19 protein-coding genes are annotated in these 21,535 nt (G+C 63.2%); 13 read left to right on the top strand and 6 right to left on the bottom strand.

Features of this window, described 5'->3' with window-relative positions:
* The first annotated feature begins 35 nt into the window (after positions 1-35).
* From CDQ91_RS02785 to CDQ91_RS02800, 4 genes are all read left to right on the top strand, one after another.
* The gene (locus CDQ91_RS02785; RefSeq protein WP_088471148.1) at positions 36-1,340 is read left to right on the top strand and encodes an MFS transporter; all 1,305 of its coding nucleotides are present in this window, start codon (positions 36-38) and stop codon (positions 1,338-1,340) included.
* Positions 1,341-1,493: 153 nt separating this feature from the next.
* Positions 1,494-2,165, top strand: a complete 672-nt coding sequence (locus CDQ91_RS02790; RefSeq protein ID WP_088471149.1) for an RBBP9/YdeN family alpha/beta hydrolase — start codon at positions 1,494-1,496, stop codon at positions 2,163-2,165.
* Positions 2,162-3,082 carry a cysteine synthase A gene (gene cysK, locus CDQ91_RS02795; RefSeq protein WP_088471150.1) on the top strand — a complete coding sequence of 307 codons (921 nt, stop codon included), beginning with the start codon at positions 2,162-2,164 and terminating at the stop codon, positions 3,080-3,082. The genes CDQ91_RS02790 and cysK overlap by 4 nt, the downstream gene beginning before the upstream one ends.
* Positions 3,083-3,088: 6 nt before the next feature.
* Positions 3,089-4,243 carry a cell wall hydrolase gene (locus CDQ91_RS02800; RefSeq protein WP_237245786.1) on the top strand — a complete coding sequence of 385 codons (1,155 nt, stop codon included), beginning with the start codon at positions 3,089-3,091 and terminating at the stop codon, positions 4,241-4,243.
* A gap of 501 nt (positions 4,244-4,744) precedes the next feature.
* On the opposite strand, the gene CDQ91_RS02805 is transcribed toward CDQ91_RS02800, so the two are convergent.
* From CDQ91_RS02805 to CDQ91_RS02825, 5 genes are all read right to left on the bottom strand, one after another.
* Positions 4,745-5,884, bottom strand: a complete 1,140-nt coding sequence (locus tag CDQ91_RS02805; RefSeq protein ID WP_088471152.1) for a zinc-binding dehydrogenase — start codon at positions 5,882-5,884, stop codon at positions 4,745-4,747.
* A gap of 74 nt (positions 5,885-5,958) precedes the next feature.
* Positions 5,959-6,702: a 3'(2'),5'-bisphosphate nucleotidase CysQ gene (locus CDQ91_RS02810; RefSeq protein WP_088471153.1), complete on the bottom strand. Its 744-nt coding sequence runs from the start codon at positions 6,700-6,702 to the stop codon at positions 5,959-5,961.
* A gap of 1 nt (position 6,703) precedes the next feature.
* Positions 6,704-8,605 carry a sulfate adenylyltransferase subunit CysN gene (gene cysN / locus CDQ91_RS02815; protein ID WP_088471154.1) on the bottom strand — a complete coding sequence of 634 codons (1,902 nt, stop codon included), beginning with the start codon at positions 8,603-8,605 and terminating at the stop codon, positions 6,704-6,706.
* Complete coding sequence (gene cysD / locus CDQ91_RS02820; protein ID WP_088471155.1) at positions 8,605-9,510, bottom strand: sulfate adenylyltransferase subunit CysD; 906 nt, start codon at positions 9,508-9,510, stop codon at positions 8,605-8,607. Before cysD ends, cysN begins: the two co-directional genes overlap by 1 nt.
* An 83-nt stretch (positions 9,511-9,593) precedes the next feature.
* Positions 9,594-10,496: a LysR family transcriptional regulator gene (locus tag CDQ91_RS02825; RefSeq protein ID WP_088471156.1), complete on the bottom strand. Its 903-nt coding sequence runs from the start codon at positions 10,494-10,496 to the stop codon at positions 9,594-9,596.
* A 100-nt stretch (positions 10,497-10,596) separates the two neighbouring features.
* On the opposite strand from CDQ91_RS02825, the gene CDQ91_RS02830 reads away from it, so the two are divergent.
* From CDQ91_RS02830 to CDQ91_RS02840, 3 genes are read left to right on the top strand one after another with little or no spacing between them, the layout of a single operon-like run.
* Entirely contained in the window at positions 10,597-11,766 is a 1,170-nt protein-coding gene (locus CDQ91_RS02830; protein ID WP_088471157.1) for an isovaleryl-CoA dehydrogenase, read from the top strand.
* Positions 11,763-12,113 carry a hypothetical protein gene (locus CDQ91_RS02835; protein WP_088471158.1) on the top strand — a complete coding sequence of 117 codons (351 nt, stop codon included), beginning with the start codon at positions 11,763-11,765 and terminating at the stop codon, positions 12,111-12,113. The genes CDQ91_RS02830 and CDQ91_RS02835 overlap by 4 nt, the downstream gene beginning before the upstream one ends.
* Positions 12,110-12,388 (top strand): hypothetical protein, encoded by a 279-nt coding sequence (locus tag CDQ91_RS02840; protein WP_088471159.1) that lies wholly within the window; start codon positions 12,110-12,112, stop codon positions 12,386-12,388. The genes CDQ91_RS02835 and CDQ91_RS02840 overlap by 4 nt, the downstream gene beginning before the upstream one ends.
* A 127-nt stretch (positions 12,389-12,515) precedes the next feature.
* On the opposite strand, the gene CDQ91_RS02845 is transcribed toward CDQ91_RS02840, so the two are convergent.
* On the bottom strand, positions 12,516-14,597 hold the full coding sequence (locus CDQ91_RS02845; RefSeq protein ID WP_088471160.1) for a M13 family metallopeptidase: 2,082 nt from the start codon (positions 14,595-14,597) through the stop codon (positions 12,516-12,518).
* Between the two features lie 203 nt (positions 14,598-14,800).
* Here CDQ91_RS02845 and CDQ91_RS02850 point away from each other — a divergent pair, with 203 nt between their 5' ends.
* The 6 genes from CDQ91_RS02850 to CDQ91_RS02875 all read left to right on the top strand — a co-directional run bounded on the left by CDQ91_RS02850 (position 14,801) and on the right by CDQ91_RS02875 (position 21,522).
* On the top strand, positions 14,801-16,405 hold the full coding sequence (locus CDQ91_RS02850; RefSeq protein ID WP_088471161.1) for an AbgT family transporter: 1,605 nt from the start codon (positions 14,801-14,803) through the stop codon (positions 16,403-16,405).
* The gene (locus tag CDQ91_RS02855; protein WP_088471162.1) at positions 16,405-18,003 is read left to right on the top strand and encodes a carboxyl transferase domain-containing protein; all 1,599 of its coding nucleotides are present in this window, start codon (positions 16,405-16,407) and stop codon (positions 18,001-18,003) included. Before CDQ91_RS02850 ends, CDQ91_RS02855 begins: the two co-directional genes overlap by 1 nt.
* A gap of 55 nt (positions 18,004-18,058) precedes the next feature.
* Complete coding sequence (locus CDQ91_RS02860) at positions 18,059-18,259, top strand: hypothetical protein (protein WP_088471163.1); 201 nt, start codon at positions 18,059-18,061, stop codon at positions 18,257-18,259.
* Entirely contained in the window at positions 18,256-20,106 is a 1,851-nt protein-coding gene (locus tag CDQ91_RS02865; protein WP_088471164.1) for an acetyl/propionyl/methylcrotonyl-CoA carboxylase subunit alpha, read from the top strand. Before CDQ91_RS02860 ends, CDQ91_RS02865 begins: the two co-directional genes overlap by 4 nt.
* Before the next feature lie 112 nt (positions 20,107-20,218).
* The gene (locus CDQ91_RS02870) at positions 20,219-20,671 is read left to right on the top strand and encodes a MaoC family dehydratase (RefSeq protein ID WP_088471165.1); all 453 of its coding nucleotides are present in this window, start codon (positions 20,219-20,221) and stop codon (positions 20,669-20,671) included.
* Positions 20,671-21,522 carry an HpcH/HpaI aldolase/citrate lyase family protein gene (locus tag CDQ91_RS02875; RefSeq protein ID WP_088471166.1) on the top strand — a complete coding sequence of 284 codons (852 nt, stop codon included), beginning with the start codon at positions 20,671-20,673 and terminating at the stop codon, positions 21,520-21,522. Before CDQ91_RS02870 ends, CDQ91_RS02875 begins: the two co-directional genes overlap by 1 nt.
* Positions 21,523-21,535 lie beyond the last annotated feature (13 nt).

A 21,535-nucleotide genomic window follows, 5' to 3' on the forward strand; every position in this document is an offset into this window, starting at 1 on the left:
GGACAGCACCGAAAAGCCGTATAGGGCAAGGCGCGATGGCGACGATCCCTCCTCCCGCCGAGCCCGCGACACCCGCGGCCTCCGCCAAGCCCCCTTCCCCGCTCAGCTTTGTCGACTATCGCTATTTCTGGCTCGCGCGCTTCACTGCAGTGATGGCGACGATGGCGATGGTCGTGGTCATCGGCGTCCAGCTCTATGACACCGCGCGGACCGACTATGGCATGTCGGTCCACGAAGCCTCGTTCCAGTTGGGCTTGCTCGGCCTCTTCCAGTTCGTTCCGCTAGCGGTGCTGACGCCCGTGGCGGGATGGGCTGCCGACCGGTTCGAACGGCGCAGTGTCGCGATCTTCTCGAACCTCGTCGACCTTTGTATCGCGGCGACGCTCGGCTGGTTCACCTGGACCGACGGGCTGACCCTTCCCCTGCTGTTCGGCCTTGCGGCGCTGCACGGCGTTGCACGTGTTTTCTCCGGCCCGGCGATGAGCGCAATCGCGCCGAACATTGTCCCCCCCACAGTCCTGCCGCGCGCCATCGCGATGAGCAGCATCGCGTGGCAATCGGCGTCGGTCATCGGCCCCGCTGCCGGCGGGCTTATCTTTGCCGCGCATTCTGCGTCGGTCTATGTCTTCGCCGTGCTGTTGCTCGCCATCTCGGCCTTCACGATCAGCCGCGTCCGCCCGGTCCTGCCGCCGCCCTCCGAAGTACGCCGTCACCCGTTGCGCGAAATGGCCGACGGACTGCAGTTCACCTGGCGTGAACGCTTCCTGCTCGGCACGATCACGCTCGACCTGTTCGCCGTGATCCTTTCGGGCGCGACGGCATTGTTCCCCGTTTTCGCCCGCGACATTTTTCATACCGGGCCCGACGCCGTGGGATTTATGCGTGCAGCGGTCGCGCTGGGATCGGTAGCGGTCGGAGTCGGCCTTGCGATCCATCCGATCGAACGCAATGTCGGCGTAAAAATGCTCTGGGCCGTGGCGGCATTCGGCGCCGGGACCGTGGCGTTTGGCCTGTCGACGAACCTCCTGCTGTCGCTGGCACTGCTCGTCGTAATGGGCGCGGCCGATATGTTCTCGGTCTTTGTGCGCAGCACGCTGATCCAGCTCAACACCCCCGACCATATGCGTGGACGGGTCAGCGCGGTGTCGGGGCTTGCCATTTCGGCGTCGAACGAGCTGGGTGAGATGCGCGCGGGTTCGATGGCCGCGGTGATGGGACCGGTCGGCGCGGTCGTCGTCGGCGGCGCGGCGGCGATCGGCGTTACCGCGCTGTGGGCGTGGTTGTTCCCCGAGTTGCGGCGTGCCCGCACATTCGAACCGCAGTTCAAACAGACCGATTGACGCGTTTTCGCGGCGGGCCGTACCGGCCAGATCAACTCGTCGCAAAGCCCCGTCTATTCGCCACAAAATGATTGTCGATCTAATTAGTTGAATTATTCAGATGGCACCCGTCACCGCGGCTCCCCGTTCACTCTCTACGATGGAGCAACCGCCATGCATGATACAACTATACGCCACAAAATCCTGACGATTCCGGGCCTGAACAACAGCGGTCCGACCCATTGGCAAAGCCTGTGGGAACATAAGTTCTTCGCCTGCGAACGAGTCGAGCTTGGCCAGTGGCACGAACCAGACAAGGATGAATGGGTCCGCCAGATTTCGGCCGCGATCGACGCCGAGAGCGAACCCGTACTAATCGCGGCGCACAGCCTGGGCTGCCACGCCTTCGCGCACTGGTTTTCCACCGCCGGCGGTTTTGCCCGATCGCGCGTCGCCGGCGCGCTGCTCGTTGCGCCTCCCGACCTGTCGCAGCTTCGCCACGTTCCCCGGGTCGCGAGCTTTGCCGATGTACCTTCCTTCACCTCACGAACGCCGACCATCGTCGTCGCGAGCGACAATGACAGCTATGCCAAAACAGCGCATGTCTGGCGCCTGTCGCGGCAATGGGACGCGCGTTTCGTCAACGCCGGACCGTTCGGCCATATCAACGCCGACTCGGGCATAGGCGACTGGCCTTATGGACAGTATCTGCTGGCATCGTTACAACCTGCTCCCACACCCGCCCTGGCGGACGAAGCGCAGTGGCTCCGCGCCGGAGACTGGCCCAATCGCTTCGCCCGGCGCGACCCCCGGTTCGAATATAAAGAAAGCGCGCACAGACCATGAAAGCCAATTCGATCCTCGAAACCATCGGAAACACGCCGCACATTCGTGTCGCCCGGCTGTTCCCCGACGCCGAAGTCTGGGTGAAGTCGGAGCGCAGCAATCCCGGTGGTTCGATCAAGGATCGGATCGGCCTTGCGATGATCGAGGCTGCCGAAAAAGACGGCAGCCTCCAGCCCGGCGGTACCATCGTCGAGCCGACGTCGGGGAACACCGGCATCGGCCTGGCGATGGCCGCCGCGGTCAAAGGCTATAAGCTTGTCCTCGTCATGCCCGAAAGCATGTCGGTCGAGCGTCGCCGGTTGATGCTCGCCTATGGCGCGACCTTCGACCTGACGCCGCGCGAAAAGGGCATGAAGGGGGCGATCGAGCGCGCGATCGAACTGGTCGAGACGACCCCCGGCGCGTGGATGCCACAGCAGTTCGAAAATGAAGCCAATGTCGAAGTGCATTTTCGTACGACCGGCCCCGAAATCCTTGCCGATTTTAAGGACACCCCGATCGACGCGCTGATCACCGGTGTCGGCACCGGCGGCCATATCACCGGCACGGCGCAGTTTCTGAAGCAGCATTGGCCCAATCTGAAGATATTCGCGGTCGAACCGCTCGCATCGCCGGTGATCTCGGGCGGCCAGCCTGCTCCGCACCCGATCCAGGGCATTGGCGCGGGCTTCATTCCGCGCAACCTGCACACCGACCTGCTCGACGGCGTGATCAAGGTCGACGCGGCCGATGCGAAGGATTTTGCGCGCCGCGCCGCGACCGAGGAAGGCATGCTCGTGGGAATTTCGTCGGGCGCCACGCTCGCCGCGATCGCGCAGAAGCTTGCCGAACTGCCCGCGGGTAGTCGTGTTCTCGGTTTCAACTATGACACCGGCGAACGCTATCTGTCGGTCCCCGATTTCCTTCCGGAGATCTGAGACCCCGTGAGACGCCCCAATGGCGATCAAGCGGCGTTGCCCCTGTGGCGCGACTGGACCGGCTGGACGTTTGCCCTGCTGGCCGTCGCGGTCGTTGCGGTGGTGCTCTACCTCAGTAATCCGACCGGACCCGATCGTTACGGGACGCGACCGCACCCGGTTGCGCCGCCCGCCGACGTCGTTCCAGAGGTGCTGCCAATGGAACTGGCCCCGATTGCCGAGGATGATGCGCGCGCCGCCAATGCGCGTATCCCGCTGATCCTCAAGGGCTTTGTCGGCGCGCGACCCTTTAGCTATGCCGGCAATGGCGACAGCCGTGCGCGCGCACGCGATTGTTTGGCGGCCGCGATGATTTACGAAGCCGGCGACGATACGCGCGGACAATTGTCGGTCGGTCAGGTCGTGATCAACCGCGCGCGGCACCCCGCTTTTCCCAAGTCGATCTGCGGCGTGGTATTTCAGGGTTCCGAGCGCACGACCGGATGCCAGTTCACCTTCACCTGCGATGGCGCGCTCAATCGCCGCTACTCCGACGCAGCCTGGACCCGCGCACAAATGACGGCCGACCAGATGCTGGCCGGGAAGACCGACCCGACCGTCGGGCTCGCCACCCATTATCATACCGACTGGGTCCGCCCCTATTGGAGCGATACGTTGGAAAAGATCGCGATTGTCGAGACGCATCTGTTCTTCCGTTGGCCGGGGTATTGGGGCACGCCCGGCGCGTTTCGCGGAGCGGTTTCGGGCAGCGACGGGCCGGTTGCCAAGATGGCGGGGCTGTCGCCGTTGCATGCAGAGGCACTGGGGCTGCCGACCGAGCTTGCGGGCGTCGATGCCAATGCTGCGGTCGGCGAAGCGCGCGTCGTCGCTGGCGCGGGCGAAGCGGCGGGACGCGACACCATCTATATCCAGCTCGACCGCAAAGCTGCGCCCGAGAGCTTTGTGACCACCGCGCTGCGGCTGTGCGGCGACAAGCCCTTTTGCAAGTTCATGGGCTGGACCAACCCGGTGCTGAAGCCCGACAGCGACGCGATGAACGACATGCAGCGCGCGGCGATGAGCTTCTCGTATCTGCGTGACGACAAGGCGGGGTTTGAAAAGGCGCTGTGGAATTGCAGCGAGTATAAGCGCGACGATGAGCGCCAGTGCATGAAACGCTGATTTGAGAAACGGCGGAATTCCGCGTAACTTCATTCGAGAATCGCGTTTTGCGCGATGCGCGACTTGGTCGGCGATGCGCGTCGGTGCGGGGTGGTATGACTTCCCTCCGAACAGCCCGATGCCATGATGGTACCTTCGCGGAAAGTGACGGAAAACTGCGTAACTTCATTCTGAAATAGCGGTTGGGCTTCGATAAAGCGACAAAAGCGACGGACGTTTGCGTCCGAATTGTCGGTTTTGTCGCTTTAAGGCTCCATCGCATCCATCATTGCGAACGCAGCGACGCAATCTCCAGCTATCGGTCTTGCGCAAGGCCGATAGCTGGAGATTGCCGCGTCGCCTTCGGCTCCTCGCAATGACGAAGAGAGGGGGACGAATGGCTCGAACTCTCATCCTTCAGGATGAAGCATAGCTGCATAATGTAGGACAGCGCTTTTTCGCTCTGGCGAACGTCGCCCCCACCTTCGCGGGGGCGACGTTCTTTCCTTGACCGGTTTTTCCTCAGCCGTGCGGCTTGATCAGATATTTCTCGCCGGTCCGCTTCGCATTATAGGCCTGCGCCACGTCGAGCGACAGCGCGTCGGTCAGCGAGATTTCGTGGCTGTAGTGACTTTTGAAGGTCGTCGTCAGTTCGTCGATGACGCGCTTGCGGAGCCGCATATTGGTTTCCATTCCGGCCTTTTGCAGGAAAGGTGTGAGAAGGAAGCCCGACAGCGACCAGGTCAGGCCGAAGCTGCGCGCCGAGAAGATCGTCGGTGACAGGTCGAGCGCGCCATAGATATAGACTTGTTTGAAGGTGTCCGAACCATAGCGGCTGTAGGTCGTCATGCGCTTCACCGCCGCGGCCTCCATCGCCGTCAGCACCTGCCCCGCCAGCTTGCCGCCGCCGGTCGCATCGAAGCCGATCGTCGCGCCGGTTTCGGCGATCGCATCGATCAGCCGGTCCATGAAATCATCGGCGCTGCTGTTGACGATATATTTGGCGCCGAGACCCTTGAGTATCTCGACCTGCGCGTCGCTTCGCACGATGTTGACGAGCGGGATACCATCCTTGGCGCAAATTTTTACGAGCATCTGTCCTAGGTTCGACGCGGCAGCAGTGTGGACGATCGCGCTATGGCCTTCATTCTTCATCGTTTCGGTGAAGGCGAGGCTGGTGAGCGGATTGACGAAGCAGGAGGCGCCGTCCTTCGGATCGGTGCCGTCAGGCAGCAGCATGCACATTTGCGCGGGCAGGCAGCGATACTCGGCATAGATTTCGCCGCCGATCAGCGCCACGGTCTTGCCGAGCAGCGCCTGTGCCTCGGGCGATGATCCCGCCGCGACGACGGTGCCGCAGCCTTCGTTGCCGATTGCAAGCGCATCGCCGATGCGGCCGCCCATCGCGCGCATCGCCGGCGCGGGAATGTCGGCGGTGATGACGGGCAAGCCGTCGCGGGTCGAGGCGCGCGCGGTCGTCATGTCGGCGGCGCCGAAGAGCAGGCCGAGGTCGGACGGGTTGATCGGGGTGGCGAGGATCTTGACCAGCACTTCGTGCGGCTGAGGCGTCGGCATCGGGCGGCGCTCAAGCGACACTTCCAGCTCGCCCTCTGGCTTGGCGAGTGTCAGCATGGTCAGGTTGGTATCAGGCAGGTCGGTCATCGCGCTTCTCCCGTTTTCGGTTTCTCGATGCAACGGGTTAAGGCGCACGGGCGGCGCTGGCAATGGCTCGCCGCTCAGGCGGGCGAAAATTCAGCCGCGAGCCGGAGCGCTTCGTCCGCGAGTTCTGTCCGGCAGATCAGCAGATCGGGCAGATATGGATTGGCGTTGTTATAGCGGATCGGCGAGCCGTCGACGCGGCTGACGTGCAGACCCGCAGCAGCGGCGACCGCAGCGGGAGCGCAATTGTCCCATTCATACTGGCCGCCGGTGTGAAGATAGATATCGGCCTCACCGCGTACGACCGCCATCGCCTTGGCGCCCGCTGAGCCCATCGCGAGCAGTTCCGCACCCATGCGTTCGGCGACATGGACCGCCTCGGCCGCGGGGCGGGTGCGGCTGACCAGCATTTTGAGCGGCCTGTTCGCCGGGGCGAGGGGCGTGGGCGCGCCCGAAGTCAGCGTGATGCCGAGGCCGGGCAGCGCGACTGCGCCGACGCTGGCGACGCCATCGACCGCGAGCGCAACATGCACCGCCCAGTCGCTGCGGCCTTCGCCATATTCGCGGGTGCCGTCGAGCGGATCGACGATCCACACGCGGCTGTGCGCGAGCCGCGCCGCGCTGTCCTTTTCCTCTTCGGACAGAATGGCATCGTCCGGGCGCGCGGCGCGCAGTTCGCGGCACAGCATCGCGTTGGCGGCTTCGTCGCCCGCCTGCCCCAGCGCCTTCCCTGCGAGATCACCTTTCGCCTGCAAGGCCAGCAGGATTTGGCCCGCCGCCGTGGCGAGCCGTTCGGCGAGCTGCTCGTCACTCTCGGCCATATCAGCCGAGCAGCCGGTCGATGATCAGGTCGGCGGCCTGATCGGGGGTCATTACCGTTGTGTCGATGCGAATTTCGGGACTCTCGGGCGCCTCATAGGGGCTGTCGATTCCGGTGAAATTCTTGAGCTGTCCCGCGCGCGCCTTTTTGTAGAGGCCCTTCACGTCGCGCTTCTCGGCCTCCGCCAGCGGCGTGTCGATGAAGACCTCGATAAATTCGCTTTCAGGGAGCATCGCCCGCACCATATCGCGTTCGACGCGGAAGGGCGAGATGAAGGCGGTGATCACGATCAGCCCGGCATCGGTCATCAGCTTTGCCACCTCACCGACGCGGCGGATGTTCTCGATCCGGTCGGCTTCGGTAAAGCCGAGGTCGCGGTTGAGGCCGTGGCGAACATTGTCGCCGTCGAGCAGGAAGCTGTGCAGATTCATCCGATGCAGCCGCTTTTCGACGAGGTTGGCGATCGTCGACTTGCCCGAGCCCGAGAGGCCGGTGAACCAAAGCAGCGCGGGCCGCTGGTTTTTCAGGTTCGCGCGCATGTCGCGGCTGATGTCGGTCGCCTGCCAATGGACATTTTGCGCGCGGCGGAGGCTGAAGTGCAGCATTCCCGCGGCAACGGTCGCATTGGTGAGCTTGTCGATCAGGATGAAGCCGCCGAGCGTGCGATTATCGCCATAGGCCTCGAACACGATCGGCTTGTCGGTGCTGAGTTCGACGACGCCAATGCCATTGAGTTCGAGCGTCTTCGCCGCGAGATGGTCAAGCGTGTTGACGTTGATCTCATATTTCGGCGGCTGGATCGTCGCCGAAACGCTCTGCGTCGCGAGCTTGAGCCAATAGGCGCGGCCCGCGATCATCGCCTCGTCGGCCATCCAGACGAGCGTCGCCTCAAACTGGTCGGCGGCCTCGGGCGGCGTGTCGGCGATGGCGATGACGTCGCCGCGCGAGCAATCGACCTCATCGGCCAGCGTCAGCGTGATTGACTGGCCGGCGACGGCTTCGTCGAGATCGCCGTCCTGGGTGACGATGCGGCTGACCGTCGTCGTCTTGCCGCTGGGCAGGATACGTACCGCATCGCCGGGCTTCACGATCCCGCTGGCGATCTGGCCCGAGAAGCCACGGAAATCGAGGTTGGGACGGTTGACCCACTGGACCGGCAAGCGGAACGGTTTGGCTTCATCGTCGCTGACCGCGACTTCGACATTTTCGAGATGCTCGATCAGCGCCGGGCCCTTGAACCAGGGCGTATTGTCCGACAGCGCGGTGATATTGTCGCCCTTGAACCCCGAGATCGGGATCGGGGTGAAATGGGTAATGCCGATTTCGGTCGCGAAGGCGCGGTACGACAGGACGATGCGTTCAAAGACGGCCTTGTCGTAACCCACGAGGTCCATCTTGTTCACCGCGAGCACGATATGCTTGATGCCGATGAGGTGCGCGAGAAAGCTGTGCCGGCGCGTCTGCGTGAGCACGCCCTTGCGCGCGTCGATCAGGATGACCGCAAGGTCGGCGGTCGAGGCGCCGGTGACCATGTTGCGCGTATATTGTTCATGCCCCGGCGTGTCGGCGACGATGAACTTGCGCTTTTCGGTCGTGAAAAAGCGGTAGGCGACGTCGATCGTGATCCCCTGCTCGCGCTCGGCAGCGAGGCCGTCGACGAGGAGCGCGAAGTCGATCTCGCCGCCCTGCGTGCCGACGCGCTTGCTGTCGGCCTCGAGCGCGGTGAGCTGATCCTCGAAGATCATCTTGCTGTCGTAGAGAAGCCGCCCGATCAGCGTCGACTTGCCGTCGTCCACCGAACCGCAGGTGATGAAGCGGAGCAAAGATTTCTGCTGATGCTGGGCGAGATAGGCGTCGATATCCTCGGCGATGAGTGCGTCGGTGACGTAAATCGGATCGGTCATCAGAAGTAACCCTCCTGCTTCTTCTTCTCCATCGATCCGTCGCCGGCATCCTTGTCGATCGCGCGGCCCTGCCGCTCGCTGGTGGTGGTCAGCAGCATTTCCTGGATCACTTCAGACAGCGTCGTCGCTTCGCTCTCGACCGCGCCGGTGAGCGGGTAGCAGCCGAGCGTGCGGAAACGGATCGAGCGTTCCACCGGGGTTTCGCCCGGCAGCAGCGGGAAGCGGTCGTCATCGACCATCAGAAGCAGGCCGTCGCGCTCGACCGTCGGGCGCGGGGCGGCGAAATAGAGTGGGACGATGGGGATATTCTCGCGCGCAATATATTGCCAGATGTCGAGCTCGGTCCAATTGCTGATCGGGAAGACGCGGATGCTCTCGCCCTTCGCTTTCCGAGCGTTGTAGAGGTTCCATAGCTCGGGCCGCTGGCGTTTCGGGTCCCAACCGTGCGAGGCGGTGCGGAAGGAGAAGATACGCTCTTTCGCGCGGCTCTTTTCCTCGTCGCGCCGCGCGCCGCCAAAGGCGACGTCGAAGCCATATTTGTCGAGCGCCTGCTTCAGCCCCTCGGTCTTCCACATGTCGGTGTGGAGCGGGCCATGGTCGAAGGGATTGATCCCGCGCTCCTTCGCCTCGGGGTTCTGATAGACGAGCAATTCCATCCCGCTCTCGGCTGCCATGCGGTCGCGCAGCTCGTACATCGCCTGAAACTTCCAAGTCGTGTCGACGTGGAGCAGCGGGAATGGCGGCGGTGACGGATAGAAAGCCTTGCGGGCCAGGTGCAGCATCACGGCGCTATCCTTGCCGACGCTGTACAGCATCACGGGATTGGCGGCGTCGGCCATCACTTCGCGCATGATATGGATGCTCTCGGCTTCCAGCCGGTCGAGGTGGGTCAGCGTATCGATCATGTCCCCGCCCTAGCCGTGCGCCATCGCGCCAGGCAAACTGTATGGGCTTTTGTCCATGCAAGCCAGACTTGCAGCGCGGGGTGTCATGCGAAGATTTCGACTTTTGTTTCGCGCCATTCGGCCGCGATGCTTTTGATCGTTTCGACCGCGTGGGCCAATCGAGGCTCAACTTCGGGAAGTGCCGCCCATCCCGGATCGACGACCAGCCCCAGTTCGCGCCGGAAATCATAGCCGATGACCTTCAACGGGACGATACCATCGATCGCCAGCGAAACGGGTGCAGTCGTAATGCCGATACCTGCAGCGACCATGGCGAGGCAGCGGTCGTCGCTGTCGCTGCGCAGCGCAAAGCGCGGGCGCACGCCGTGGCGGGTGAAGAAGCGGCTTGTCGCGTCGAGATATTCGCACGAACGGCGCGCGATCATCGTTTCGGCCGCCAGTTCTTCGGGCGCGACCTCGATCCGGCCCGCCAGTGGATGATCGGCGGCGACGAACATCGTCAGCGGCTCTTCATAGAGCGACAGGATATGCCCGCCGCCCTCGCCCGCCCGCAGCGGCAGCAAGGCGATGTTGATGCGGCCGCTGCCGATCGCCGCGCGCAATTCGGAATCGCCGTTTTCAACGAGCTCGATCGTGAAGCCCGGTCGCAGCGCCGCGACGATGGCATGGAGCAGCTCGCCCGACACCGAACGGATAATGCCGAGCTTGAGTTCGCTCGCCCGGTTCTCACCGTCGCGGCCGAAGCCATCGGCGGCGCGAAAGCCGCGTTCCAGATCGCGGGCGATGGGCAGGAAGCGGCCGCCCGCTTCGGTGAGCCTTATCTGCCGGCGGTTGCGGATGAAGAGCGGCGTGCCGACGAGCTTTTCCAGCTCGGCGATCCCGCTCGACAGCGCGGGTTGGGTGACGCGGATGCGAAGTGCCGCTTGCGTGAAGCTACCGGCATCGACGACGGCGAGGAACTGGCGGATGTGGGCGCGCTTAATCATAAATTTCACTTATGCTAAATCTCCAATCGTTTCAATTTCCATATGATGGATTTTTGATGCAGTATCGCGCCCTGTCCTGCCCTCGATCGATAGGTTTCCCATGCGCGCCACCCCCGATTTCGACTTCGCTCTCGGCGAAACCGCCGACATGATCCGCGACACAACCGCCCGCTTCGCCGACGAACAAATCGCGCCGCTCGCCGCCAAGGCCGATGCCGACGACTGGTTCCCGCGCGACGAATTGTGGACGCAGATGGGCGAGCTTGGCCTGCACGGCATTACGGTCGAAGAAGAATGGGGTGGGCTTGGGCTCGGCTATCTCGAGCATGTCATCGCGGTCGAGGAAGTGAGCCGCGCGAGCGGCGCCATCGGCCTGTCCTATGGCGCGCATTCGAACCTGTGCGTCAATCAGATCCGCCGCTGGGGCAACGCCGATCAGAAAGCGAAATATCTGCCCAAGCTGATCTCGGGCGAACATGTCGGCAGCCTTGCGATGTCCGAAGCGGGCGCGGGCAGCGACGTGGTTTCGATGAAGCTGAAGGCCGAGAAGACGGCCAATGGCTACCTCCTCAACGGCACGAAGTTCTGGATCACCAATGCGACCTGCGCCGACACTTTGGTCGTCTATGCCAAGACGAGCCCCGAAGCGGGATCGCGCGGGATTACGGCGTTCCTGATCGAAAAGGACATGCCGGGGTTCAGCATCGGGCAGAAGATCGACAAGGTCGGGATGCGCGGATCGCCGACCGCCGAGCTGGTCTTCGCCGATTGCGAAGTCAGCGAAGAACAGGTGATCGGGCCGCAGAATGGCGGCGTTGGCGTGCTGATGTCGGGGCTCGATTATGAGCGCGTCGTGCTCGCGGGGCTTCAGCTCGGGATCATGCAGGCGTGCCTCGATACCGTCATTCCCTACGTGCGCGACCGCAAGCAGTTCGGCAAGCCGATCGGATCGTTCCAGCTGATGCAGGCGAAGGTCGCCGACATGTATGTCGCGCTCCAGTCGGCGCGTTCCTATGTCTATAATGTCGCCAAAGCATGCGATGCGGGTCAGACGACGCGCTTCGACGCCGCGGGCTGCATATTGCTCGCCAGCGAGAGCGCGGTGAAGGTCGCGGGTGAAGCAATTCAGGCGCTCGGCGGCGCGGGCTATACCAAGGATTGGCCGGTCGAGCGTTACTGGCGCGACGCCAAGCTGCTCGACATCGGCGCGGGGACCAATGAAATCCGCCGCATGTTGATCGGCCGCGAACTGATCGGCGCGGGTGCATGATCTGGCTGTGGCTGTCGTCCGCCTTCATGGTGACGACGGCCGCCGTCCACGGATTTCTGGGTGAAAAGCGGCTGATCCAGCCGCTGATGAAGCTTGATCAGGGCATTATGGGCGTCGATCTGGCGCGCAAAGTGTTTCGTTTTGCCTGGTACGCCATGTCGGTGTTGATGCTGGTGTCGGCGGCGGTGGTCGCGTGGCCGGGCACTCCGCGCGGGCTGATTTTGCTCACCGGTTGCGCATGGACCGCGGTCGGATTGTTTGACGCCATCTATACGCGTGGCCGTCACATCGGCTGGCCGGTCCTCACCGCTTCGGGGGTGTTTGCCATATTGGGCGCCACCGTATGAGCGACGGCCTGCTCGACGCTCTGCAATATTATGGCGCGGCGGCGGCGACGCTTGCTGCGCTGCTCGTTTCGCTGAACCTTGGCGAGCGATGGAATGGCTGGGCGTTTGTCATTTTCGTGACGAGCAGCCTTGCGTTGATCGCGTGGGGCTTCCTGCAGCCCGACAGCGAAGGCATCGGCTGGCAAAATGTCGCGCTGCTCGGAATCAATCTGGTCGGCGTTTACAGTCATTTGATCCGCAAGAGGCCGGGTGCCGAACGGGCGCCTGATGAATAGCGGACGCTCAATGAAAAACGTCATTGCGCGCGAAGCGAAGCAATCTCCAGCCTGCAAACTCGGTCTTGGGCCGATGGCTGGAGATTGCTTCGTCGCTCCGCTCCTCGCAATGACGAGCGGGCGGAAATCAACCCCAGACGCGGACGCGCTTGTCGGGCGCGAGATAGAGCTTGTCGCCTTCCTTGACGTCGAACGCCTTGTACCAGGCGTCGAGGTTGCGGACGGTGAGCGCGCGATAGTTGCCGGGCGCGTGGCCATCGGTCGCGACGCGCTGGCGCAGCGCCTCGTCGCGCATCTTGGTCGCCCAGGTCTGCGCATAGGCGATGAAGAAGCGCTGGTCGCCGGTGAAGCCGTCGATCACGGGTGCTTCCTTGCCCTTGAGCGAGGCACGGTAGGCGTCATAGGCGGCCTGCAGCCCTGCGACGTCGGCGATATTCTCACCCAGCGTCAGCTTGCCGTTGACCGCGAGGTCGGGGAACGGCTTGTAGGTGTCGTACTGGGCAGCCAGCGCGGCGCCTGCTTCGTCGAACTTCTTGAGGTCGGCAGTCGTCCACCAGTTGCGCAGCGCGCCGGTGGAATCGAAGGCCGCGCCATTGTTGTCGAAGCTGTGGCTGATCTCGTGCCCGATCACCGCACCAATCGCGCCGTAATTATAGGCCGGATCGGCCTTGGCGTTGAAGAAGGGCACCTGAAGGATCGCGGCGGGGAAGTTCAGCGCATTCTGAACCGGCAGGTTCACGGCATTGACGGTCTGCGGGACCATCCACCATTCCTTCTTGTCCATCGGCTTGCCGATCTTGGCGAGTTGATGGGTATATTCGGCCTGCTCGCCCGCGACGGTATTGGCGTAGGCATTGGCGGCGCTGACCGTGTAGCTGCCATAGTCGCGCCAAGTGTCGGGGTATCCGACGCCGACGGCGATCGTTTCGACCTTCTTGATCGCTTCCTTTTTGGTTTCGGGGGCCATCCAGTCGATCGTCTCGACGCGCTTGGCAAAGGCCGCTTTGATGCCGGTGACCATGTCGCCGACCTCGGCCTTCGCCGACGCCGGGAAATATTTGTCAGCGTAAACACGGCCGACCGAGTCGCCGAGATAGGTATTCAGCGCGTCGAGCGCGCGCTTGTCGCGGCTGCGTTGCTGCGGTGTGCCCGAAAGCGTCGTGCCGTAAAACGCGAAATGCGCATTATCGAGCGCCGTCGGCAGCACGTCGGTGTGGGTGTTGATCTGGTGGAACGCCAGCCAGTCCTTCCACGCATCGAGCGGCTGCGACGCCACCAGCGCCGACAGGCCGGTGATCGCGCCCGCGTGATAGGCGCCGAACTTCGCCGCACCATCGAGCTTCGCGGCGCCGAAGAAGGCGCTCCAGTCCATTCCGGGCGCCTTGTTCGCGAAGTCTGCCTTCGTCCAGACGCCCGCCGACTGGGCGAAATCCTCGCTCTGTTCGCGCGAGGCGTGTGCCTTGGCGATCTGGACTTCCAGATCATAGATGCGCTTCGCCTTGGTATCGGCGTCGGCGATGCCCGCAGCGGTCAGCAGCTTGACGATATATGCCTGATAGGCGGTGCGGATGCTCGCCATCTTGGGATCGGCCGACAGATAATATTCGCGTTCGGGAAGGCCGAGACCGCCCTGAAGCATATAGGGGATGACCTCGCCGGGCGTCGCCAGCCCCTGCGTCACGAAGATGCCAAACAGATTTTCGGTGTTATAGTCGGTGGCGTTCAGCGGATCGACGTCGGCGCGGACCTGCTCGCCCAAAGCCTTCGACAGCGACGCCTTGTCGGTGATCGCAGCGAAGCGCGCGAGATCGGAGGCAACGGGCTTCAGACCCGCGGCGTCGATCGCCTTGGTGTCGGTATAAGCTTTATAGAAAGCCGCGATGCGGCCCTCGTCGGTGTCGGGCTTGGCGTCACCCTTGACGATCGCATCGACCAGTTCGCGGGTGCGCTTCTCGGTTTTGAGGAAGGCCGTGTAGAAGGATCCGGTCGAGGAGCGGTCGGCGGGAATTTCGGTAGTCTTCTGCCAGCTGCCGTTCGCATAGGCGTAGAAATCGTCGCCCGGCTTCACACTCGTATCCATCGCGGCCTTGCTGATGCCGAGTTCGGTGCCGACGGTGTAGGTCGCTTCCTTGTCGGCGCTGGTGCAGGCGACGGGGCCCGCGACGATCGCGGCGGTGGACAGCAATATGGCGTAAACAGGATTCTTCATGGGTCAAAGGCCTCGCTGATTTGGGGATGGCGGATGAATAGGCCCCTGCCGATTTGGTTTCAATCCCAACCGGTTTCTTCGGCGGGCAGCGCTTTCCCTTCGACCAACGTCCCGCTAATTCCGCGCATGAACAGAAGGAATTTCGTCATGCGTGCCCATTTTCAACCCCTAAAGATCAACCCGATGCGCCGGGAGATGCATGCATGAGCGGCGCGGTGCCCCGGCCCGACCGCGAGCGCGGTTTCCTTGGTTTCGTCGAGCGCGCGGGCAATCTGCTGCCCGACCCGACGATCATCTTCATCTATCTGATCGTCGTGCTGATGCTCGTCTCGGCGCTGGGCGAGGCGATGGGCTGGTCGGCGTCGCTGTCCTACCCCGGCGAAAAAGCGCCCGAGCATGCCGAGCTTGCCAATGGCGTGCTGACCTATCGCGCTTCGAACCTCTTTTCCGAAGAGAATATCGCGCGGCTGTTCACCGAAATGCCGCGGACGTTCGCGAGCTTCGCGCCGCTTGGTCTCGTACTGACGATCATGATGGGCGCCGCGGTTGCCGAACGGTCGGGGCTGTTCTCGGCGCTGATCCGCGGTTCGCTGCGCAATGCGCGCAAGTCGCTGCTGACCCCGATCGTCGCGATCATCGGCATGGTGTCGCACCATGCGTCGGACGCCGCCTATGTCGTTTTCATCCCGCTCGCAGCGATCACCTTTGCAATCGTCGGGCGACACCCGCTCGCCGGGCTCGCCGCCGCCTTTGCTGCGGTGTCTGGCGGCTATGCCGGCAATATAATGCCCGGACAGATCGACGTGCTGCTGTTCGGCTTTACGCAGGAGGCGGCCCGGATCGTCGAGCCCGGCTGGACGATGAACCCGCTGGGCAACTGGTATTTCATCCTCGGGATCGTGATCCTGTTCACCCCGATCATATGGTTTGTCACCGACCGCATCGTCGAACCGCGGCTGGGGACATGGAACGGGGTCGTCGACGCCGAATTGCGCGCCGACCTCGACAAGGCAGAGCTGACGGCGGACGAACGCAAGGGGCTGCGCCGTGCCGGGCTGGTCGCGCTGTTGATCGTCGCCGCCTTTGCCGCGCTGGCGCTGTGGCCGGGCTATACACCTTTCATCAATGAAGAGGCCGAGGGGACGGCGCGGCTGCAGCCGCTTTATGCGTCGCTGATCGCGGGCTTCTTCATGCTCTTCCTGTTCACCGGCACCGCCTTTGGCCGCGCAGCGGGGGCGATCAAATCGGCCGCCGATGTGATGGAGATGATGCAGCACGGCGTGCGGACGATGGCGCCCTATCTGGTCTTCGTCTTCTTCGCCGCGCATTTCGTCGCGATGTTCAACTGGTCGCGGATCGGCCCGATCATCGCGATCAACGGCGCCGAGGCGCTTGCCGAAATGGCGCTGCCGGCGGCGCTGCTGCTCGTGAGCGTCCTGTTGCTCTCCTCCTTCCTCGACCTGTTCATCGGGTCGGCGTCGGCGAAGTGGAGCGCATTATCGCCCGTTGTGGTGCCGATGTTCATGCTGCTCGGCATCAGCCCCGAAATGACCACCGCCGCCTATCGCATGGGTGACAGCTACACCAATATCATGACCCCGCTGATGAGCTATTTTCCGCTGATCCTGGCTTTCAGCCAGCGCTGGGATCGTTCGATGGGGGTCGGCTCGCTCCTCGCGCTCATGCTGCCCTATGCGCTGTGTTTCATGGCGATGGGCATCGCGATGACGGTCGCGTGGGTCGGTTTCGATCTGCCGCTCGGGCCCGGCGCTCAAGTTCACTATACCATCCCTGTGGAGACAAAATAATGTCCGCTCCGGTCCTGCCGACCCAATATAATCCCGAAGATCCGGCGTCGCATGTGCGCGTCGCGCATAATCGTGCGCTGAAAGACGCGTTGTGGGCGAAGGTCGCCGAAGCGGCGCTCGGCGGCAATGAAAAGTCGCGCGAGCGGCATACGAGCCGCGGCAAATTGCTGCCGCGCGAGCGCGTCGAGCGGCTGCTCGATCCGGGTTCGCCGTTTCTGGAGATCGGCCAGCTTGCCGCGAACGACCTTTACGGCGGTGAAATTCCGGGCGCGGGGCTGATCTGCGGTATCGGGCAGGTGTCGGGGCGCCAGTGCATGATCGTCTGTAACGATGCGACGGTGAAGGGCGGCACGTACTACCCAATGACGGTGAAAAAGCATCTTCGCGCGCAGGAGATTGCGCTGGAGAACCGCCTGCCCTGCATCTACCTCGTCGACAGCGGCGGCGCCAACCTGCCGCATCAGGATCAGGTGTTTCCCGACCGCGACCATTTCGGCCGTATCTTCTTCAATCAGGCGAATATGTCGGCGCGGCGCATCCCGCAGATTGCCTGCGTGATGGGCAGTTGCACCGCGGGCGGCGCTTATGTTCCGGCAATGAGCGACGAGACGGTGATCGTGCGCAATCAGGGCACGATCTTCCTCGCTGGCCCGCCGCTGGTGAAAGCCGCGACAGGCGAGGAAATCAGCGCCGAGGATTTAGGCGGCGGCGATTTGCACGCGAAGAAATCGGGCGTGGTCGATCATCTCGCCGAGAATGACGAGCATGCCTTGACCATCGTGCGCGACATCGTCAGCCATTTGGGCGCCGACACGGGGTTCGAGGTTGCACTGAAAGACCCCCGCCCGCCCAAATATGCCGGCGAGGAATTGTATGGCGTCATCCCCGACGACGTTCGCGCGCCCTACGACGTCCACGAAGTGATCGCGCGGATCGTCGACGGCAGCGAGTTTCATGAGTTCAAGGCCAATTACGGCAGCACGCTTGTCTGCGGCTTCGCGCATATCTGGGGCATCCCCGTCGCGATCCTCGCGAACAATGGCGTGTTGTTCAGCGAATCTGCGGTCAAGGGCGCGCATTTCATCGAACTGGCGCAGCAGCGGCGCATCCCCCTGCTCTTCCTCCAGAATATCAGCGGCTTCATGGTCGGCGGCAAATATGAAGCCGAGGGGATCGCCAAGCATGGCGCGAAGCTCGTCACCGCAGTCGCGACCGCGACGGTGCCGAAGATCACGGTACTGATCGGCGGCAGCTTTGGTGCGGGCAATTATGGCATGTGCGGGCGCGCCTATTCACCGCGCTTCCTGTTCACCTGGCCCAATGCGCGGATCAGCGTGATGGGCGGCGAGCAGGCGGCATCGGTGCTGGCCACCGTCCACCGCGACGCCGACAAATGGACGCCCGAAGAGGCCGAAGCCTTCAAGGCGCCGATCCGCCAGAAGTATGAGGATGAGGGCAATCCATACCACGCCACCGCGCGCCTGTGGGACGATGGCATCATCGACCCCGCGCAGACGCGCGACGTGCTCGGGCTGGCCTTTTCCGCAACGCTGAATGCGCCGATCGAGGATCGAGGCTTCGGCGTGTTCAGGATGTGAGGGGTAAAGGATTGTGAGTTCAAACCTTCAAAATCTGTCTCAGCCAGAAAGAGACTTGCTCTACGCCCTGGGGAAAATGTGCCTGCAGTACACCGACGTGTCGGACGAACTCGGAGAGCCTGCAATCTGGCACTTCGATATGGTGGCCGGTGAGTTGGCCCTTCATGAACTTGAGAAATACGGCCTCGTTTCCGGGGTTGGAAAAAACGGTGGCATGCTTTTGACCGAAGCAGGGAAGAAGTTTTTAGACATATGACAAAACAAATAACCTCGCTCCTCATCGCCAATCGCGGCGAAATCGCCTGCCGTATCATCCGCACAGCGCGCGAGATGGGCATTCGTACTGTCGCGGTCTATTCGGATGCCGACGCCAGGGCGCTGCATGTGCAGCAAGCCGACGAGGCGGTGCATATCGGGCCGTCGCCGGCGCGCGAATCCTATCTGATCGGTGACAAGATCATCGCGGCCGCGAAGGCAACCGGCGCCGAGGCGATCCATCCGGGGTACGGCTTCCTCTCCGAAAATGCCGAGTTCGCGCAGGCGGTAATCGATGCGGGCCTCGTGTGGGTCGGGCCCAAGCCCTCCTCGATCACCGCGATGGGTTTGAAGGACGCCGCAAAGAAGCTGATGACCGATGCGGGCGTCCCCGTGACGCCGGGCTATATGGGCGAGAATCAGGACCCCGCCTTCCTCGCCGAACGGGCGAGCGAGATCGGCTATCCAGTGCTGATCAAGGCGGTCGCCGGCGGCGGCGGTAAGGGGATGCGCAAGGTCGATGCACCGGGCGATTTCATCGAGGCCCTCGCCTCATGCCAGCGCGAGGCCGCGGCCTCGTTCGGCAACGATCATGTGCTGATCGAGAAATATATCCTGACCCCGCGCCATATCGAGGTGCAGGTGTTCGGCGATACCCATGGCAATGTCGTCCATCTGTTCGAGCGCGATTGCTCGCTGCAACGCCGTCACCAGAAGGTGATCGAGGAAGCCCCTGCCCCCGGCATGGACGAAGTGACGCGCGAGGCGCTGTGCGCCGCTGCGGTGCGCGCTGCGCAGGCTGTCGATTATGTCGGCGCCGGCACGATCGAATTCATCGCAGATGCCAGCGAGGGCCTGCGCGCCGATCGCATCTGGTTCATGGAAATGAACACGCGGCTGCAGGTCGAGCATCCTGTGACCGAGGAAATCACCGGGGTCGATCTGGTCGAATGGCAGCTGCGCGTTGCGTCGGGTGAGCCGTTGCCGCTGGCGCAGGACGGCCTCAGCATCGACGGCTGGGCGATGGAAGCGCGGCTTTATGCGGAGGATCCCGCGAAGGGCTTCCTCCCGAGCATCGGCACGCTCGAACTGTTCCAGTTGTCCGAGGCCGACGGCGGGCGGATCGACACCGGCGTTTATGAAGGCGGCGCGGTTTCGCCCTTTTATGACCCGATGGTCGCCAAGCTGATCGCCTATGGCGCGGATCGCGAAGAGGCGCGGCTGACGCTGTCCGAAATGCTGGAGGATAGTGCGGTCTGGCCGGTGAAGACCAATTCGGCCTTCCTGATCAACGCGCTGGAGCATCCCGATTTCGTCGCGGGGACCGTCGACACCGGCCTGATCGGCCGTGATGGCGACGCGATGACCGCCGAGCCGATGCCGTCGGCGCAGGCGCTGACCAATGCGGCAATGGCGCTGGTCCCGCGCTCGTTGCAAGCCGGTTTCCGCCTCAACGCCCCCGATGTGCGTTCGGCACCCTTCCTACTCGACGGCAAGCGCGTTGAGGTTGATTTGCATGGCCCCGGTGCGGAAGAGCTCGCCCCGGCGATGCTCGTCGCTGAAAAGGGCGCCGTGTGGCAATTGTCGCCCTGGCGTGCCGAAGGAAACGCGGGCGGGGCCGCAGGCGACGGCGCTATCCTTTCGCCGATGCCCGGCAAGGTCATCGCTGTCGAGGTTGCGGCGGGCGATACGGTGACCAAGGGGCAGAAATTGCTGACGCTTGAGGCGATGAAGATGGAGCATAGCCTGACCGCGCCGTTCGACGGGGTGGTGGCGGAGCTCAATGTTGCCGCGGGGGCACAGGTGCAGGTCGAGGCCTTGCTGGTGCGGATTGAAAAGGAAGAATAATCTCTGCCTTTTCGTCACCCTGAACTTGTTTCAGGGTTCATGGCCTAAGGTTTCAGCATCTGACCATGGATGCTGAAACAAGTTCAGCATGACGCGTATTGGAGTTAGATAAATGGCAGGCCGCTTTTTCGACGAATGGACCATCGGCGACATGCTGGAGCATGATATCCGGCGCACGGTGACCGAGACCGACAATCTGCTGTTCACGGTGATGACGCACAATCCGCAGCCCTTGCACCTCGATGCCGAGGCGGCGAAGGCGTCGGAATTCGGTCAGATTCTCGTCAACGGCACCTTCACTTTCAGCCTGATGGTCGGGCTGTCGGTCGGCGACACGACCCTGGGCACGCTGGTCGCCAACCTCGGCTACGACAAGCTGGTGATGCCCAAGCCGGTGTTCATTGGCGACACGCTTCGTGCGGAAACCGAGGTCGTCGGTCTCAAAGAATCGAAATCGCGGCCGAATGCGGGTATCGTGACTTTTCTTCACCGCTGCCTCAACCAGCGCGGCGAGATCGTCTGCCAGTGCGAACGGTCTGCGCTGCTCAAAAAGAAAGCCGCCTGATGCGCCTTCGATCCCTGCTTTTCGTCCCCGGCGACCGGCCCGAGCGCTTTGCCAAGGCTGCAGCGTCGGGCGCCGATGCGATCATCCTTGACCTCGAAGATTCGGTGTCGCCCGCGAACAAAGATACCGCACGCCATGCGGTCGCCGACTATCTGGCGGGCGACCGCGAGGTTGTGACGCTGGTGCGGATAAACCCGCTCGATGGGCATATGGCGGCGGCCGATATTGCGGCGGTCATCGGTGGCCGACCCGACGCGATCATGCTGCCCAAGGCCGAAGGCGCGGCGAGCATTGCGCAACTCGACCTCATCCTGCGCAGCGAGAGTGCGGCCGATGCGTCGCTGCCCGCTATCCTGCCGATCGCGACCGAAACGCCGTCGGCGATCTTCACCCTCGGCAGCTATCGCGAGATGAAGGATCGCCTGCTCGGGCTGACCTGGGGCGCCGAAGATCTACCCGCAGCGATTGGTGCTTCAACCAGCCGCAATCCCGACGGCAGCTATACCCAGCCCTATGAGGTCGCGCGCGCGCTCACGCTGTTCGCGGCGCATGGCGCGGGTGTTGCCGCGATCGATACCGTTTTCCCGGCGATCAAGGATGAGGCGGGGCTTGCCGCCTACGCCGCGCGGGCGCGGCGCGACGGTTTTACCGGCATGATGGCGATTCACCCCTCGCAGGTCGAACCGATCAACGCGGCCTTCACGCCTGCGGCCGAAGAGGTTGCGCGGGCGCAGGCGATTGTCGATGCCTTTGCCGCCAATCCCGGCGTCGGGGTGTTGCAGGTCGATGGCAAGATGGTCGATGCGCCGCACCTGAAACAGGCGCAGCATTTGCTGTCGCTCGCGGATTAGGACTCGGTCCCTA

Source organism: Sphingopyxis witflariensis (assembly GCF_002205635.1).
Lineage (GTDB): Bacteria > Pseudomonadota > Alphaproteobacteria > Sphingomonadales > Sphingomonadaceae > Sphingopyxis > Sphingopyxis witflariensis.

What these genes read in the sequence shown, in the direction of transcription:
- CDQ91_RS02870 (WP_088471165.1), top strand. Translation starts at nt 20,219, where the DNA reads ATGGCAGGCCGCTTTTTCGACGAATGGACCATCGGCGACATGCTGGAG.
- CDQ91_RS02825 (WP_088471156.1), bottom strand. Translation starts at nt 10,496, where the DNA reads ATGATTAAGCGCGCCCACATCCGCCAGTTCCTCGCCGTCGTCGATGCC.
- cysK (WP_088471150.1), top strand. Translation starts at nt 2,162, where the DNA reads ATGAAAGCCAATTCGATCCTCGAAACCATCGGAAACACGCCGCACATT.
- CDQ91_RS02840 (WP_088471159.1), top strand. Translation starts at nt 12,110, where the DNA reads ATGAGCGACGGCCTGCTCGACGCTCTGCAATATTATGGCGCGGCGGCG.
- CDQ91_RS02850 (WP_088471161.1), top strand. Translation starts at nt 14,801, where the DNA reads ATGAGCGGCGCGGTGCCCCGGCCCGACCGCGAGCGCGGTTTCCTTGGT.
- CDQ91_RS02835 (WP_088471158.1), top strand. Translation starts at nt 11,763, where the DNA reads ATGATCTGGCTGTGGCTGTCGTCCGCCTTCATGGTGACGACGGCCGCC.
- cysN (WP_088471154.1), bottom strand. Translation starts at nt 8,605, where the DNA reads ATGACCGATCCGATTTACGTCACCGACGCACTCATCGCCGAGGATATC.
- CDQ91_RS02865 (WP_088471164.1), top strand. Translation starts at nt 18,256, where the DNA reads ATGACAAAACAAATAACCTCGCTCCTCATCGCCAATCGCGGCGAAATC.
- CDQ91_RS02810 (WP_088471153.1), bottom strand. Translation starts at nt 6,702, where the DNA reads ATGGCCGAGAGTGACGAGCAGCTCGCCGAACGGCTCGCCACGGCGGCG.
- CDQ91_RS02830 (WP_088471157.1), top strand. Translation starts at nt 10,597, where the DNA reads ATGCGCGCCACCCCCGATTTCGACTTCGCTCTCGGCGAAACCGCCGAC.
- CDQ91_RS02805 (WP_088471152.1), bottom strand. Translation starts at nt 5,884, where the DNA reads ATGACCGACCTGCCTGATACCAACCTGACCATGCTGACACTCGCCAAG.
- CDQ91_RS02855 (WP_088471162.1), top strand. Translation starts at nt 16,405, where the DNA reads ATGTCCGCTCCGGTCCTGCCGACCCAATATAATCCCGAAGATCCGGCG.
- cysD (WP_088471155.1), bottom strand. Translation starts at nt 9,510, where the DNA reads ATGATCGATACGCTGACCCACCTCGACCGGCTGGAAGCCGAGAGCATC.
- CDQ91_RS02875 (WP_088471166.1), top strand. Translation starts at nt 20,671, where the DNA reads ATGCGCCTTCGATCCCTGCTTTTCGTCCCCGGCGACCGGCCCGAGCGC.
- CDQ91_RS02785 (WP_088471148.1), top strand. Translation starts at nt 36, where the DNA reads ATGGCGACGATCCCTCCTCCCGCCGAGCCCGCGACACCCGCGGCCTCC.
- CDQ91_RS02790 (WP_088471149.1), top strand. Translation starts at nt 1,494, where the DNA reads ATGCATGATACAACTATACGCCACAAAATCCTGACGATTCCGGGCCTG.
- CDQ91_RS02845 (WP_088471160.1), bottom strand. Translation starts at nt 14,597, where the DNA reads ATGAAGAATCCTGTTTACGCCATATTGCTGTCCACCGCCGCGATCGTC.